The following is a 15,319-nucleotide window of genomic DNA, read 5'->3' as shown; positions in this document are numbered from 1 at the left end:
GATCCGGCCGGTTGTGGCCGGTCGAAACTTTCGGGATTGGAGTGCGCGATGCGCGACGAGCCGTGGCGGGATCCGGCGCGCTCGGCCGATGAGCGGGTCGCCGACCTGGTCGGCCGGATGACGCTGCGCGAGAAGCTGGGCCAGCTGTACGGGGTCTGGCTCGGACAGTCCACTTCGGACGACCAGGTGGCGCCGTTCCAGCACGAGCTGGTGGACGGCGACCTCAACTGGCCCGAGCTGATCAAGAACGGGCTCGGTCAGCTGACCAGGCCCTTCGGCACCGCGCCGGTCGAGCCGGCTGACGGCGCCGAGCGGCTCGCGCGGCTGCAGGCGGAGGTGGTGGCGGCTGGCCGGTTCGGCATCCCCGCCGTCGTCCACGAGGAGTGCCTCTCGGGCCTGATGGCCCACGGCGCGACGATCTACCCGACCGCCCTCGCGTGGGGTGCCGCGTGGCACCCGGCGCTGGTCGAGCGGATGGCGGCGACCGTCGGCGCGACCATGCGGGAAATCGGTGTGCACCAAGGGCTCGCGCCCGTGCTCGACGTGACCCGCGACGTGCGCTGGGGCCGCACCGAGGAGACCATCGGCGAGGACCCGCACCTGGTCGCCGCAATCGGCACGGCGTACGTGCGGGGACTGCGGTCGGCCGGGATCATGCCGACGCTCAAGCACTTCGTCGGCTACTCGGCCTCGCGGGGCGCCCGCAACTTCGGGCCGGTCGCGGCCGGGCCGAGGGAGGTCGCGGACGTCCTGCTGCCACCGTTCCTCGCCGCGGTGAAGGAAGGCGCGGAGTCGGTCATGCACTCCTACGCCGACGTCGACGGGGTGCCGCCGGTCGCCGACCGCGCGCTGCTCACCGGCCTGCTGCGGGAACGCTGGGGTTTCGACGGGACGGTCGTCTCGGACTACTTCGGCGTCACGTTCATCGAGAAGCAGCACCGGCTCGCGGCCGATTCCGGCGGCGCGGCGGCACTCGCGCTCGCGGCCGGGGTGGACGTGGAACTGCCGCAGGTGCGGTGTTACGGCACGCCGCTGCTGGACGCGATACTCGCCGGGGACGTGCCGGAGTCGCTCGTGGACATCGCGGTGACCCGGGTGCTGCGGCAGAAGTGCGCGCTCGGCATGCTCGACCCCGGCTGGCAGCCGGCCGTCCCGTCCACAGTGGACCTCGACCCGCCTGCCGGGCGCGCGCTCGCGCGGAAGCTCGCCGAGGAGTCCGTCGTCCTGCTGTCGAACGACGGGGTGCTGCCGCTGCGCGACGGTGTCAAGGTCGCGCTCGTCGGCGCACAGGCGGACACCGAGGCGGCCATGCTCGGCTGCTACACGTTCCCGCGCCACATCCCGTCGGCGCCGAAGGGGGTCGAGATCCCGACGCTGCGGTCGGTGCTGCCGCACGCCGGGTACGCCCCGGACGGCGCGGCGGCGGTCGCCGCGGCACGGGACGCCGACGTGTGCGTCGTCGCGCTCGGCGACCTGTCCGGGCTGTTCGGCCGCGGCACGTCCGGTGAGGGCTGCGACGCCTCCGACCTGCGGGTACCGGGCCACGAACTGCTGGACGCGGTCCTGGCCACCGGCACCCCGGTGGTGCTGGTGCTGCTGACCGGGCGGCCGTACGCGCTCGGTGCGTACGCGGACCGGTGCGCCGCGATCGTGGCCGCGTTCTTCCCCGGCGAGGAAGGCGGGCCCGCGGTCGCCGGGGTGCTGACCGGCGAGGTGACGCCCTCGGGACGGCTGCCGGTGAGCGTGCCGTCGGACCCGTTCGCGTCGCCGTCGCCCTACCTCGGCGCGCCGCTGGCCAGGGTCAACGGCAGCAGCTCGGTGGACCCGACGCCCGCTTTCCCGTTCGGGCACGGCCTTTCGTACACGGACTTCGAGTGGACGGACGTCACCGGCGGCACCGACGCCGGCGGCCTGACCGCCGCCGTGACCGTGACCAACACCGGCGACCGGGACGGCGCCGAGGTCGTGCAGCTGTACCTGCACGACCCGGTCGCGCAGGTCACGCGGCCCGTGCAGAAGCTGCTCGGGTTCGCGAAGGTGTGGCTGGCGCCGGGGGAGTCGCGGCGCGTCGAGTTCGTGGTGCCGCCGGAGGCGACCGCGTTCACCGGGCTGGCCGGGACGCGGATCGTGGAGCCCGGTGACGTCGAGCTGTGGCTGGGCGCGTCGAGCGCGGACGTGCGGCACGTGCTGCCCGCGCGGGTCGAGGGTCCGGTACGTGAGATCGGTCCGGGCGAGGAGCGTGACACCCGCGTTACGGTGAGTTGATGGAGCTGTCGTGCGCGATCGTGGGCACCGGGGTGATCGCGGGTTTCCACGCGGAAGCGCTGGCGGGGCGGGCCCGTGTCGTCGCCGCCACCGACATCGACGCCGCCGTGCTCGCCGCGTACGCCGAGAAGTGGTCGGTGCCGTCGGTGTACCCGACGTTGGACGAGCTGCTCGACCGCGAGAGACCGGACCTGGTCACGCTGTGCACGCCGCCGGGACTGCACGCGCCGCAGGCGATCGCGTGCCTGTCGCGCGGGGTGTCGGTGCTGTGCGAGAAACCGCCGGTGCGGAGCCTCGCCGAGCTGGACGCGATCGAGGCCGCCACCGGGGACGCGTTCTTCGCGACCGTGTTCCAGCACCGGTTCGGCAGCGGCGCCGCCCGCCTGCGCGGCCTTGTCGGCGACGCCAGGCTCGGCCGCCCGACCGCGGCCGTGTGCCACACGCTGTGGTTCCGGCCGGACGACTACTTCGCCGTGCCGTGGCGCGGGAAGTGGGAGGTCGAGGGCGGCGGGCCCACGATGGGGCACGGGATCCACCAGTTCGACCTGCTGCTGTCGGTGCTCGGCGAGTGGACCGAGGTGGTCGCGGTCGCGGCCCGGCAGGTCAAGCCGACCGCGACCGAGGACCTGTCGTCCGCGATCGTCACCTTCGCGAACGGCGCCGTCGCGACGATAGTGAACAGTGTGGTGTCCCCGAGAGAACAGAGCTACCTGCGGTTCGACTTCGAGCACGCGTCGGTCGAGCTGGACCACGTGTACGGCTACGCCGACCACGACTGGCGGGTCACGGCCGCGCCGGGACACGAGACCGAGGTGTCCTCGGCGTGGGCGACCGGCCCGTCCGGCGTGCCGAGCGGGCACAAGGCCCAGTTCGCGGCCGTGCTGGCCGCGCTGTCGGCCGGTGTCGCGCCGCCGGTGACGCTGCCGGACACCAGGCTGACGGTCGAGCTGATCGCCGCGATCTACGCCTCCGCGTTCACCGGCGCGCGGGTGCGCAGGGGCGAGCTGACGCCGGACTCGCCGTTCTACCACCGGATGGACGGGACGGGTGCGCCGTGGAACTGACCGACGACGGGGTCGCGCTGCTGGCGACGCACGACGGGATGCCGCTGTGCCGGTACGTGTACCGGCCGCCGGAGCCGGGTGTCGAGTCGCCCCGGCCGTACTTCCACCCGCTCCGCACGCTGACCGGGGACGTGGTGTCGATCTACCGGCCGCACGACCACGTGTGGCACAAGGGCCTCGCGTGGTCGCTGCCGAACGTGGGCACGCAGAACTTCTGGGGCGGCCCGACCTTCGTGCGGGACAAGGGTTACGTGCAGCTGGACAACAACGGCACGCAGGCGCACCGGACGCTGACCGTCGAGGGCGGCACGGTGACGCAGCTGCTCGACTGGCTGTCCGGCGACGGCTCGGTGCTGTTCGCCGAGGAACGCACCCTGCGACTGTCCCTTGTGGACGATGGGTGGGTGCTGGTGTTCACGACCGCGATGACGAACGTGTCCGGCGCGACGATCCCCATCGGCAGCCCCACCACCTCGGGACGCCCGAACGCCGGGTACGGCGGGCTGATGTGGCGCGGACCTCGGTCGTTCACCGACGGTGAGGTGCTGCTGCCGACGGGCACTGGCGGTGACGAGCTGATGGGCTGCCGCGCGCCCTGGCTCGCCTACCGGGGCCGTCATGACGGGCACGGGCGCGCGTCGACGCTGGTGTTCGTGGACGCGCCGGGCAACCCGGGGCACCCGGTGATGTGGTTCGTGCGGGCGACACCGTTCGCGTGCGTGTGCCCGGCGCCGTTCTTCGCGGCGGAGGTGCCGGTGGCGGCGGGGGAGACGCTGCGGCTGTCGTACGCGGTCGCGGTGGCCGACGGGGCGCCGCAACCGGAGAAGCTGGTGTCGCAGATCGAGTTCGGCTAGCGCTTCGGGCCGCGGGGCTGCTGCGACCCGGGGGCCGTGGCAATGCCCTGAAAGGCGCGTTCGGGCGCTGGGCGCCCTGAATGGCCCATTGACGGCACTTGTGCCGTGGTTCTGCCGGGGCGTTACTCCTCGGCCAGTGTGTGTTGCGCGATGGTGAATGCCGCGTTCGCTGCCGGTGCGCCCGTGTACACCGCGGTGTGCAGCAGGATCTCCGCGATCTCCGCCTCGGTCAGGCCGTGGCGGCGGGCGGCGCGGACGTGCATCGGGAGTTCCTCGTGTGCGCGCAACGCGGTCAGTGCCGCCAGCGTCACCGCGCTGCGGGTCCGGCGGTCCAGGCCGGGGCGGGACCACACCGAGCCCCACGCGCCCTCGGTGACGTACTCCTGGAACGGCCTGGTGAACGCGGTCGTCGCGGCTTCGGCGCGGTCCACGTGCTCGTCGCCGAGCACCTGCCTGCGGGTCGTCGTGCCGGTGCCGCCGCGGTCCGGGCGGAGGTGGTCGATGATCAGGCCGGTGAACGCCGCGGGCTGCTCGACGTTGCCGAGGTGGGCGGCGTTCGGCACGATCTCCAGCCGGGCGCCGGGGATCGCGTCGGCGATGCGGCGGGCGTGGTCCGGTGGGGTGGCCGGGTCGTCGGCGGCCGCGATCACCAGCGTCGGGGTGGTGATCGTGGCCAGTGAGTCCACGATCGACATCTTCTCGATGGCTGTGCAGCACGACGCGTAGCCCTCGGCCGGGTGGCCCGCGACCATGTCCCGCAGCCAGGCCGCCCTGTCCGGGTGCTCGGTCTTGAACGCGGGTGTCACCCAGCGGTCGACCGCCGCGTCCGCCAGTGCCGCCATGCCCTGGGTGCGGGCCGTTTCCGCGCGTTCCCGCCACATCGACGCCGGGCCCAGCGCCGCCGACGTGCAGCACAGCACCAGCCGGTCGAGCCGGTCCGGCTCGTTCTCGGCCAGCCACATGCCGACCATGCCGCCAAGCGACAGCCCCGCCAGCGACACCCGCCGCAGGCCGAGGCGGTCGAGCAGCGCCAGCAGGTCCGTGGCCAGCTCCGCCAGCGTGTACGGGCCCTCCGGCGCAGGGGAGGAGCCGTGGCCGCGGTGGTCGTACCTGATCACCTGGAAACCGGCCGCCACCAACGTCGCCACCTGCGGGTCCCACATGCGCAGGTCGCTGCCGAGCGAACCGGACAGCACGACCGGCGTGCCGTGCCCGGTGACCTCGTGGTGGAGGTCCACCGTCATGCCATCAGGTCCGTCTCGGTGATCCCGGGGCCCTGACCGGCGCGGATGAACCACTCGGTGCCGAACGCGAACGTGAACGCGTCGTCCGGCATCGCCAGGAAGAACGACTGCTCGCTGATCTGGCTCGCGTGCGCGCGCATCGCCTTGCGCTTGTGCCCGGTGTACGCGGTGACGTCGACCGAACAGGTGATCACCGACTCCGGCGTGCCGAAGTCCGGGGGGAACTCCGGCATCTCGACACCCGCGCGGTCGGCGAACTCGCGCTGGCCCGCGATGGCGCGGTCGCGGTTGATCGTGGCCTGGAAGACCTTCTCCGTGCCGGCCAGCTCGGCGGCCCGCATGCCGACGCGGTGGACCTGGATGTGGTCGGGGTGGCCGTAGCCGCCGTGGTCGTCGTACACGGTCAGCACGTCCGCGTTCTCCTCGCGCAGGATCGCGGCGAGCTTCGCGGCGGCCTCCTCGACGTCCGCGGTCCAGAACGTGCCCGGCCGGTCGTTCGTCGGCTCGCCCATCATCCCGGAGTCGGTGTAGCCGAGGAACTCCACCCGGTCGACACCGAGGATGTCGGCGGCCGCGTGGGTCTCGACGACCCTGCGCTGCCACAGCTCCTCGCCGTCGTCGAGGAACCCGTCGGGCACTTCGCCCAGCTCACCGCGGGTGGCGACGACGAGAACGACCCGGTGGCCCTCCTCGTGCGCCTTGCGCAGCACACCGCCGCAGGCGATGCACTCGTCGTCGGGGTGTGCGTGGAAGGAAACCAGGGTGGCCATGATGAGAACTTACGCGAGGTGCCAGGATCCTGGGGTGACCACTGACACCGCCTTCATCTCTGCCCAAGTCGTCTACTGCGAGGGCTGGGACCCCGGGTCGGCGACGGTCGTGCGACCGCTTCCGGAGTCCGTGGCGCGCGAGCGCGACGAGGCGGGTGAGCAGTACGCCGTCGTGTTGCTGGCGGAGGGCAGGCCGTTGGCGCTGGTCGAGGTGTGCTGGCAGGCCCACCACGCGGCGGCCTGGCTGTTCGACGACCAGGGCAGGCGCGACCGGATGGTGGAGCTGCGCCGGTTCCCCACCGCGGACGGCGTCGGCATGCTCGTGCTGCGGCTGGCCGAGCAGTGGGTGTACACCTCGCCGGACCAGCTCGAGTTCGACACGGGTGTGCCCCAGCGGTCGAGCGAGTACGGCCTGGACGGCGACCGCCACGACTGGGGCTTCACGGACGACCTCGACGAGGTCGAGCCACTGGAACTGGCGAAGACGTCCCGGCCGATGACGCGTTTCGGCGACTGGGTGGCGCTCGCTTACCTGGACGAGCTGCTGGCCGGGCCGGTCCGGCTGACGGTCCGCGAGGTCGCCGACGCGGGCCCCGAGGTGGCGCCGCCGTGGCACCCGCCGACCCCGATGCGGCCGGCCGGCCTGGACGAGATGTTCACCGCGGGCGGCCGGTTCCGGCTGGACGACGACGGCCGCGAGGTGACGGTGGAGGTCGTCGACGGCGGGCGGCTGTGGCTGCCGAGTGGCAACCTGGTCGCGGCGGATCCGGACCCGTGGATGTTCGAGCAGGAGCCGTACGTCGACGTCGTCGAGCCGGGGGAGTACCCGCTGGTGCTGTCGGTGGTCCGGTTCGCCGACGACCCCGGCCACACCCGCGTGGCGGCGGCCAAGCTGGTGATCAGCGACGCGCCGGCGGCGCGCTGGGAACCCGCGCTCCGCGAGGGCGAGGACGTGCGGATGCTCGGCGACGACAGCTACTTCTCGGTCGGCGTCGACGGTGGCCTGCTCGCGTTGGTCGACGCGGAGGTCGCGGAGTCCTTCGAGGACACGATCGAGGACGTGGAGTTCTCCGGTCACGTCACGAACGTCCCGGAACCGGAGTCGGGCGCGAACCTGCTCGCGGTCGAAACGGGCTGGGGCGACGGCGGCTACCCCGTGTGGGTCGGCCGCACCGAGTCCGGCGCGGTGACCGGCTTCGTGTTCGACTTCATGATCCTCCGCAACGCCACTCCGTCGACCGTGTCCTGAACGCGTCGTTCAGGACACTGAAAAGCCCTTTCGGGGCAGCATTTATTGCCCGTCCGGGTTCCTTTTCGGGAAATGCGGAGTTGTCTGCCTGTTGTCTCAACAGGCAAGGGGGCGGTGGCCTGTCGGGGATACCGTCGATTCGCCGGTTTTCGTAGATCACGGGAATGGGTGACCGGCGAATGGTATCCCTGTGAGAGGTGACGTGATGTCCAGTAGTTTACGATCGGGCCAGCCTGCCGAAAATGTGTCGGCCGCCGATTCCGGTGAGGTGTCGGCCGCCGATCCGGTCACGCCCGCCGCGGCCACGAGCGCGTTCGTCAACGGCCATTTCCCCCGGCGGCGGTGGAAGGTCGTCGGGTTCAGCGTGCTGGCCGGATTCCTGCTGACCGTGATCTGGTCGGCGTCCTTCGTGGACAGCGTCATCGGGGACAGCGTGGCCAACGCGATGCTGGGCCACGACGCGAAGGAGACGGCCATCGCCGGCGCGGCGGCGGGCATCGTGTTCGCGTTCGTCTCCGGGCTCGCCGGCACGTTCACCGCCTGCAACATCGCGGTGTTCGGCACCGTCGCACCGATGGTCGGTGGTGCTGGCGGCCGGTGGCAGCGGGTGCTGACCACGTTGCGGCCCATGCTGTGGCTCGCCGTCGGCATGGTGGTGGTGTCCGCGGTGTACGGCGTGGTCGTCGGCCTCGTCGGCACCGGCATGCCGCAGTTCGACACCGCGGCGAGCCAGCCGGGTGAGATCCCCGGCAGGCTCGGTCAGTCGATGGTGGTGTTCGGCCTGATCGGGGTGGTCATGGCCTACCTCGGCCTGGCCTCGCTCGGGTTCGTGCGCGACCCCTTCGCCCGGATCGCGCCGCGCTTCCCCAACGCGCCATTGGTGTTCATGGGCGCGCTGGTGGGGGCTTTCCTGATCGGCAGGCCGTTCCCGCTGTTCCGCATGCTGTTCCGGGACGCGGCGGAGTCCGGCAACCCGTTGTACGGTGCGGGCGCGTTCGTGCTCCAGTCGGTCGGCAACATCGTGGTGCTCGCGGTGCTGATGCTGATCATCGCCTTCACGAGCGGGCGGCTCCAGCGCTGGCTGTCCGCGGACCCCCAGCGCCTGACGGTGCTCACCGGGGCTGCGCTGATCATCCCGGGTGTGTTCCTGGTCCTGTACTGGGACGTCCGGCTGCTCGCCATGCTCGACATCATCCCGTGGTTCCCGGTCGCGCCCTGGGTGTGATCGCCGCGTGGTACACACGAAACGGTCGGCGGTGGCGCGTTGCCACCGCCGACCGTTTCGCGGTGGTCAGAGGCGGGCGAGGTCGAACCGGTCGGACGGCTTCGTCAGCCCTGCGATCGTGTTGTTGGCGCCGCGGCCCGAGCCTGTGTTGTCCTGGGACCGGGCCCACTCCATCTCGTCCGTGCCCTTGTGCTTGAACAGGTAGAACCCGGCGTGGTGTTCGGGGAACGGCCGGTACCACTTGCCCTTCACGTGTTCGCCGCCCTCGTAGTAGCCGTCCGGCACGATCTTGCGGGTCCGCCAGTTCGCGAACCCCGCCGGGTCGACGGTGGCGGGCCAGAACTTCTCGGTCTCGGTGTCGAGGTAGCCCCAGATGACGCCGATGCGGACCCACAGGTGCCTGGTGGCGGTCATGCCCGCCGGCGCCGGGTGGCCGAGCGTGAAACCGACGGTGAGGTCGACCTCGTCGATCGCGCGGGCCCGGTCGTCGGCCTTGGGCAGCACCGCGAGGGGCGCGAGGACCTCGTCGTCGGCCTGCCCCGGCCGGAAGTCCAGGTGCTCCAGGTACAGCGCACCCACCGCGCCGTCGATCCGCACCAGCCGGTAGGCCTTGCCGTCGTCGTCGACGAGCACGCCGCTGAGCACCTTCTCGACCGCCCTGCCGTCCTTGTCCGCGGTCGGCCGCTCAGCTGCCTTCTCCTCGGCCGCCACCTTCGCGGCGAACGCCTCGTCCCGCTTCGGCATGCCGGAGACCAGCTTCTCCGCGAGCTCGTCCATCTGCGCCTTGAGCGTGGCGCCGTCCACCGCCTGCCCCGGGTCGATGGGGAGGTGTTCCCAGATCAGGGTGGCGATGCTGGTGCCGAGGCTGGACACCGCCGCCCCCGCGACCGCCTTGAGAGCGTTGAGCGGGTTGAGGATCGTGAAGAGGTCCTGCTTGAACTCGTTGCGCAGTGCCTCCCCGAACACGTCCGCCGCCCGCACGACGACGCTGTCCTCCGAGGTCTTGCCCAGCTCCTCCTTCAACAGTTCGATCCGCGCGTCGAGGTAGCCCTCGAACGTGGACTCGATCGTCCGCCGGATGACGTCCCACGCGAGATCGGAGTACTCGAACAGGTCGAGGACCGGGCCGATCGCCGCGTCGGCGCAGACCAGCGCCAGCTCCAGGTCGGCCTTGCGTTTGTCCACGAGCATCTGCGCCATCAAGGTCTTGTCCTCGGTGTGCGCTTCCCACTTGTCGCCCTCGGCGTGCTTCTTGCGGTACTCCGCGACCCGGTTCTCGTTCGACAGCGCGTAGGCCTGGCGGCGCACGATCGTCTCCACGATGGACAGACCGCGTGCGACGTTCCTCAGCGCGATGCTGACGGGAGTGGTGTAGGGGTTGGGGAACAGCCCGCAGATGTCGCCTGCCAGCGACATGCCCGCGATGCCGGACCTGACCGCGTAGAACGCCGTGCCCAGCTTGTAGTGCTTGTCCTTGCGGACGATGGCCTTCACGAGCTCGAAGTCGACGGCGTCGTCGAACCCCGCGCCGACCTCCTCCGCCTGTCTCTTGGTGTCCTCGATCAGGTCCCGCATCCTCGCGTTGAACGCCGTGAACGGCGCGAGGCCCGGCTGGTCGGTCACCAGCGGCAGCCGGGCCTTGAGCTGGTGCAGCTCGGTGAGGACGTCGTACAGCTTCTTGAGGATCTTCTCCAGCAGCTTCGCGGCGGACTTCGCTCCGTCGCCGTGGACGGTCTTGTTGATGAACTCGTACTCACGCAGCGCGTCGCAGATCGCGATGAGCTCCATGGTCTGGCCGATCATGCCGGTCAGGTAGACCTGGTAGTCGCCGAACACGACCAGGTACTCCCCGACCACCTCGGCGACGGCGGGGTCGACCTGGTCCTGGATCCGGTCGGCCAACTCCTGCACCGCGACGTCCTGGGCGATCGGCGCCAGCGCGGCGGCGTCCACCATCAGACGGTTCGCGTTGCCGCCACGCCCGAAGCGGTTCAGCAGGGCGGGCCGGACACGTGCGCGCAGCACGTCGGCGACGGCGGACTTGTCCGCCTTGGCTGGGCTGGTCATGGTCTCGTGCTCCTCTCGGGGGTTTCAGGTACCGGCGACCGCTCAGGCGCCGAGTGCATCCATGACGATCTCGGTCAGCACCTCTCCGACGAGCGCGCTGAGCTCCTCCGGCGGCATGTCCGCGGCGCCGGGAACGGTGTCGAGGATCTCCGCCAAGGCCGGGCGGATGGCCGTCTCCCGGACCTCGTCCAGCAGCATCGCGACGTCGGCCTCGGTGACCGTGGCGTCCTCCTCGGCGCGGACGGCCTTGAGCTCCAGGAACTTCTCCAGGAGGGGCCCTGCGAACGCGGAGATGTCGGTCGTGGCCTGTTCTGTGGTCATCGGGGTGGTCCTTTCCGGCGGTCAGAGGTGTTCTGGCGGGATGGTCGCGAGCAGTTCCCGCATCTGCTCCCTGGTGAGGTTCGCCGCCTCCGGCATCTGGTTCACCAGCTCGGCGAACGCCTCGGTGACGGCTTCCTCGTGCTCGTCGGGCACGTGGTCGGACTCGTCCGCGACCTGCGCGAACTGCTGCTCCGCCGCGGCGATCTCCGCCGCGGTGACCTGCTCGTCGTGCTCGGCGGGCGCGGCGTCGCCCGCCTCCTCCCCGACGGAGATCCCGTAGGAGGCGAAGTACCGGACGCGCTCGTCGTTGTCGTCCGGCGCGTTCTCGATGAACGCCGCGGCGAGGCCCTGCACCCCCCGCTCCTCCGCGTAGTGCAGGAAGTAGGGGGTGAAGCCCGCCCAGTTCTCCTCGGCGCCGTTCCAGTCCTGGCCGTACGCGGCGAGGAACGCCTGCCACGCCCCGGGGTCCTCCTCCGCCGTGCCGTCCGCGGAGGCCGCGTCCGCTGCCTCGACGACGACGCCGTACCTGGCGAAGAACGCGGCCCGGTCGGACTCGCCCTCCGCGTAGTCCAGGAAATCAGTGGCCGGCGCGACGACCCCGCGTTCCTCCGCGTGGTAGAGGAACCACGTCCGGAACGCGTCCCAGGTCTCCATCTCGCCGTTCCAGCTCGCGCCGTACTCGGCGACGAAGGCGGTCCACACGGACTCGTCGTACCCGCCGCCGGGCGCGGCGGGCCCGGCGGCGTCCCCGGTCTCCGCGAGGACCCGCTCGTACTCGGCGACGAGGTCGTCGACGCGCTCCTCGGCGAGCCTGCGCACGATCTCGGTGCCACCGTTGGCTTCGAGGTACCTGGTGAACCGCTCGGCTGCCTCGGCGAAGCCGTCGCGGCTCGCGCGGTCGGCGAGCGCGGACCGGAAGGCGTCGAAGTCGGCACCGGCACCCGCCCGGTCGAGTTCCTCGTGCACCTCGCCGACGGCGGTGAAGAACAGCCGGGGGTCGCTCAGCCCGCTGTCACACAGGACCGTGAGCGAGTCGGTCAGGACAGAGTCCATGGTCGCTTCCTTTCTGGGGGAATTTCGGTGCGGACGGTCAGGAACCCGGCCACCAGCGGTACAGCGCGGAGTCCGGGTCGTGCCGCCGCCGCGACGTGACCAGCAGGACGAGGCCACCGACGACCAGGAGCGCGACACCGCCGACGACGTACCCGGCGATGCTCGCCCCGGTCCACGCCAGCCCGGCCCCGGCACCCTCCCGGCGTGCGGGATCCGCGTCTCCGCCGGTCGTGCCACCTTCGACGCCGCCGCCACCGGCCGGGTCGAGGGGATCGTCGCCCGGTGCGGGCGGCGCCTCGGCCTGCCCGGCCGCCAGCCGCACCGTGGCGTCGTCGGCGCCGTCCAGCGGTGGCCCGGTGTCGCCGCTGCCCGGCAACGGTTCCGCCCGGTAGGCGGCGGTGTTGGTCAGTTCCGTCGTGCCCTCGTCGGACGGCGCGGTGACCGTGCACCGCACCCCGTTCGCCGCACCAGCTCGCAAACCCTCGCCGGCGAGCGTGAAGTCGCAGTCGGGTGCGTTGTCGTTGGTGACCGCCACGGTCAGCGGCACGTCACCGATGTTCCGCACGGTCACGGCGAAGTCGACCGGCGCGCCGTGCTTGGCCGTCTCGGGTTCCGCGGTGGTGCTGATCGTCATGGCCGGGTTGATCACCACGACCCGCGCGGGCGCCGTGCCCACCCGCATGACCCGGTCGAGCCGGTCGAGCGCGGCCGCGAACGCCTGGTTGTCGAACGTCCGGTCGGGTGCCGCCCGGCACGACACCGACGCGGACTCGCCGGGCGCGAGCTCGGCGACCGGGTCGGGCAGGCAGTCGGGCGGCAGGGTGGGGCTGGTGACCCGCACGTCGCGCACCGGCCCGTCCGCCTCGGTGCCCGTGTGCTCGACGGTGAAGGTGAGGACCACCTCCTCGCCGACGCGGACGACGGTGCGGTCGGTCTCCTGCCGCAGCGCGATCAGCGGCTCCAGGACGGTGACCGCCACCTCGTCGGCCGTCCCGGTCACCGCCTCGCCGGTGACGTCGAACGCCGCCGCCGTCGCGGTGATGCCCCGGGTCTCGGTCGGTGCGGCGGTGCAGGAGGTCGTAGCGCTCTCGCCGGGGGCGAGCGTGGCGACCGGCTCGGCGGCGCACAGGTCCGCCGCCGTGACGATCACGTCCGTGAGCGCCTCGTCGGGGTCGGTGCCCGGGTTGGTGACGGTGAACGTCAATTCGGTGGTGCCGCCCCGGTAGATCGTGTCCGGCTCGGCGACCGTCCCGACCGTGACCGCCGGTGCGATCACGTTGACGGTCACCCGGTCGCTCTCGACCGTGACCACACTGCCGTCCGCGGTGGTGCCCCGCAGCGTGCCGCCGCTCTCGAACGCCTCACCGGGTGCCGTGACGGTGCAGGTGAACGCCATCGTGGTGGCGGCGTCCAGGGTGGCGCCGGGCGCTGTGCAGTCCGGTGCCGCGCTGTCGGTGTAGACGAGGTCGTGCACCGGCGCGGCCGTGTTGTTCCGCAGTCGCACCGCGAACTCCACGGTGGCCCCCGCGCGGGTCACGAGCCGGTCCGGCATCCGGGTCACCGAGAGATCGGCGGGGACCACCTCGACACGCGCCGTCGACCGCGCCGTCACCGTGCGCGCGGCGCCGTCCGCGACCGCGAGGTAGGACGCGGTCACCTCGGCGGGGAGGTCGAACGCGGCCTGCTCGGTCACCGGGCGGACGCAGGTCGCCGTGGTCGACGCTCCGGGTTCGAGCGCGGGCAGGACACCGGGCACGCAGCGCGTGCCGTCCTCCGGTGCCCCGACCCGGAGGGTGAGACCGGTCAGTGGCAGGCCGCCGTCGTTGGTGAGCACGACGTCGAACGTGGCGAGCGATCCCTCGGCCACCGGCTCGGCGGGCCCGGTCATCGTCATGGCGATCGACGGGTCGATGGCCGAGGACAGCACGAGGTTGCCGAGCACCACGAAGTCGCTGACGGCGTCCAGTCCCACCTCGACGGCGCCCGTGTCGTTGTCGGCCAGTGCGGGGCGGACCGTCTTGGCGTCCACGCCGAGGTTGTTGACCGGTTCCGCACCGGGGACCAGCGGGTCGGCCGCGCCGAGGGCACAGGACCGGAAGAAGTCCGCCGCACCGTCCGCCGAACACGGCTCGACGACCGGCTCGCCGTCGACGGTCATGGTCTCCTCGCCCTGCCGCCAGTCACCGTCGAACGCCGTGACACCGATCGCGACGTCCGCGGCCGAGCGGTGCGGGGTGAGGCCGGGAAGCAGCACCCGGGAGCCGGTCAGCGCGGGCACCAGGCCGGGAAGCACGCCGTCGAGCAGCGGCACGCCGGGCAGCAGCGGCTCGATCAGCCCGGGCAGCAGCACCCCGCTCCTCGGGAGGTCGTCGTGGTAGATGTCGACGACCCGGGGCCGGGGGTACTCGGCGGTGGGCTGCCCGTGGTCGAACACGACGGTCACCGACCAGCCGCCCGCGCAGCCCGGCCCGGTCGGCACCCAGACGTTGCCGACCGTGACCGGCACCGGGGCGCCCGCCTGCACGTCGGTGAACGCCTGGGTGACATCGGCCCAGGCGGTGTAGACCTGGCTCGCCTCGGTCAGGCCGTCGGTGGTGTGGAAGCCCGAGTGGCTCACCGTCACCGGCTCGCGACCGCCGACCGAGACGGTGACGGGCTGGTCGGCGGGCGCCGCCATGGCGGGCGGTGGCGGCGCCTCGCCCTGCAACAGCAGCGGGCGAACGCAGTTGATCCCGGAGAACCCGATGAACCGCCCGGTGTGCCCGCCCCAGGTGAGCCGCGCGTGCCGCACGGTGGCGCCTTGCGGCACGGTGACCGTGGCCGTGCTGGCGTCGAACGTCTCCGGCAGGTCGTCGACGTCGGCGTGGTGCAGGTAGTAGCCGTTGTTGTTGGACCGGTTGTCGAGAAGACCGCCGCCGGTGTCCGCGCCGGACGTGGCCGCCGCGCACTCCTGTGGGCTGTGGTCGCCCGCGGTCTCGCCGTCGACCGGGCAGCGCAGCACGCTGTTGCCCGCGAGCAGGAAGTCGCCGTACACGGCGTCCCGGTAGGACGGTTCGAGCTCAGGGCTCGGTGGCGGGGGCAGCAGGCTCGGCTCGGCCACCCGCTCGGCGGGAGGGGCGGCGCCGGGCTGATCCGCGCCGAGCCCCAGGAAGGGAACCGTCACGATCAGCGCGAGCAGGACCGCGGTGGCGTAGCGGGACACGTTCG

General features: G+C 72.0%; 11 protein-coding genes. 5 read left to right on the top strand and 6 right to left on the bottom strand.

Annotation, left to right across the window (positions count from 1 at the left end):
• Nucleotides 1–48 precede the first annotated feature (48 nt).
• The 3 genes from ACFPCV_RS13840 to ACFPCV_RS13830 are packed head-to-tail and all read left to right on the top strand — an operon-like array spanning nucleotide 49 to nucleotide 4,183.
• Nucleotides 49–2,265, top strand: coding sequence for a beta-glucosidase family protein (locus ACFPCV_RS13840; protein ID WP_378056518.1), 2,217 nt, complete (start codon nucleotides 49–51; stop codon nucleotides 2,263–2,265).
• Entirely contained in the window at nucleotides 2,265–3,329 is a 1,065-nt protein-coding gene (locus tag ACFPCV_RS13835; protein WP_378056517.1) for a Gfo/Idh/MocA family protein, read from the top strand. Before ACFPCV_RS13840 ends, ACFPCV_RS13835 begins: the two co-directional genes overlap by 1 nt.
• Nucleotides 3,320–4,183, top strand: a complete 864-nt coding sequence (locus ACFPCV_RS13830; protein WP_378056516.1) for a DUF6807 domain-containing protein — start codon at nucleotides 3,320–3,322, stop codon at nucleotides 4,181–4,183. Before ACFPCV_RS13835 ends, ACFPCV_RS13830 begins: the two co-directional genes overlap by 10 nt.
• 122 nt (nucleotides 4,184–4,305) lie before the next feature.
• Here the strand turns inward: ACFPCV_RS13830 and pcaDC are convergent, their stop codons facing one another.
• Nucleotides 4,306–5,427 (bottom strand): bifunctional 3-oxoadipate enol-lactonase/4-carboxymuconolactone decarboxylase PcaDC, encoded by a 1,122-nt coding sequence (pcaDC, locus tag ACFPCV_RS13820; RefSeq protein WP_465251559.1) that lies wholly within the window; start codon nucleotides 5,425–5,427, stop codon nucleotides 4,306–4,308.
• The gene (locus ACFPCV_RS13815; RefSeq protein ID WP_378056515.1) at nucleotides 5,424–6,197 is read right to left on the bottom strand and encodes a PIG-L family deacetylase; all 774 of its coding nucleotides are present in this window, start codon (nucleotides 6,195–6,197) and stop codon (nucleotides 5,424–5,426) included. The genes pcaDC and ACFPCV_RS13815 overlap by 4 nt, the downstream gene beginning before the upstream one ends.
• Before the next feature lie 34 nt (nucleotides 6,198–6,231).
• On the opposite strand from ACFPCV_RS13815, the gene ACFPCV_RS13810 reads away from it, so the two are divergent.
• Both ACFPCV_RS13810 and ACFPCV_RS13805 read left to right on the top strand, forming a co-directional pair.
• Nucleotides 6,232–7,446 (top strand): DUF4241 domain-containing protein, encoded by a 1,215-nt coding sequence (locus ACFPCV_RS13810; RefSeq protein WP_378056514.1) that lies wholly within the window; start codon nucleotides 6,232–6,234, stop codon nucleotides 7,444–7,446.
• 244 nt (nucleotides 7,447–7,690) lie between these two features.
• The gene (locus ACFPCV_RS13805; RefSeq protein WP_378056513.1) at nucleotides 7,691–8,671 is read left to right on the top strand and encodes a hypothetical protein; all 981 of its coding nucleotides are present in this window, start codon (nucleotides 7,691–7,693) and stop codon (nucleotides 8,669–8,671) included.
• Nucleotides 8,672–8,737: 66 nt separating this feature from the next.
• On the opposite strand, the gene ACFPCV_RS13800 is transcribed toward ACFPCV_RS13805, so the two are convergent.
• Genes ACFPCV_RS13800 through ACFPCV_RS13785 form a run of 4 tightly spaced genes read right to left on the bottom strand, consistent with a single transcriptional unit; the run spans nucleotide 8,738 to nucleotide 15,314 of the window.
• On the bottom strand, nucleotides 8,738–10,738 hold the full coding sequence (locus ACFPCV_RS13800) for a hypothetical protein (RefSeq protein ID WP_378056512.1): 2,001 nt from the start codon (nucleotides 10,736–10,738) through the stop codon (nucleotides 8,738–8,740).
• A gap of 42 nt (nucleotides 10,739–10,780) precedes the next feature.
• The gene (locus tag ACFPCV_RS13795; protein ID WP_378056511.1) at nucleotides 10,781–11,059 is read right to left on the bottom strand and encodes a hypothetical protein; all 279 of its coding nucleotides are present in this window, start codon (nucleotides 11,057–11,059) and stop codon (nucleotides 10,781–10,783) included.
• Between the two features lie 21 nt (nucleotides 11,060–11,080).
• Entirely contained in the window at nucleotides 11,081–12,112 is a 1,032-nt protein-coding gene (locus ACFPCV_RS13790; protein WP_378056510.1) for a hypothetical protein, read from the bottom strand.
• Between the two features lie 37 nt (nucleotides 12,113–12,149).
• Nucleotides 12,150–15,314, bottom strand: a complete 3,165-nt coding sequence (locus ACFPCV_RS13785) for a COG1361 family protein (RefSeq protein WP_378056509.1) — start codon at nucleotides 15,312–15,314, stop codon at nucleotides 12,150–12,152.
• Nucleotides 15,315–15,319: the final 5 nt, after the last annotated feature.

Source organism: Actinophytocola glycyrrhizae, assembly GCF_042653545.1.
In the GTDB taxonomy this organism is placed as follows: Bacteria; Actinomycetota; Actinomycetes; order Mycobacteriales; family Pseudonocardiaceae; genus Actinophytocola; species Actinophytocola glycyrrhizae.
This window is presented reverse-complemented; position numbering and strand designations above follow the sequence as displayed.

Coding starts and splice junctions, on each gene's coding strand:
- ACFPCV_RS13840 (WP_378056518.1), top strand. CDS start 49: ATGCGCGACGAGCCGTGGCGGGATCCGGCGCGCTCGGCCGATGAGCGG.
- ACFPCV_RS13835 (WP_378056517.1), top strand. CDS start 2,265: ATGGAGCTGTCGTGCGCGATCGTGGGCACCGGGGTGATCGCGGGTTTC.
- pcaDC (WP_465251559.1), bottom strand. CDS start 5,427: ATGACGGTGGACCTCCACCACGAGGTCACCGGGCACGGCACGCCGGTC.
- ACFPCV_RS13815 (WP_378056515.1), bottom strand. CDS start 6,197: ATGGCCACCCTGGTTTCCTTCCACGCACACCCCGACGACGAGTGCATC.
- ACFPCV_RS13800 (WP_378056512.1), bottom strand. CDS start 10,738: ATGACCAGCCCAGCCAAGGCGGACAAGTCCGCCGTCGCCGACGTGCTG.
- ACFPCV_RS13795 (WP_378056511.1), bottom strand. CDS start 11,059: ATGACCACAGAACAGGCCACGACCGACATCTCCGCGTTCGCAGGGCCC.
- ACFPCV_RS13790 (WP_378056510.1), bottom strand. CDS start 12,112: ATGGACTCTGTCCTGACCGACTCGCTCACGGTCCTGTGTGACAGCGGG.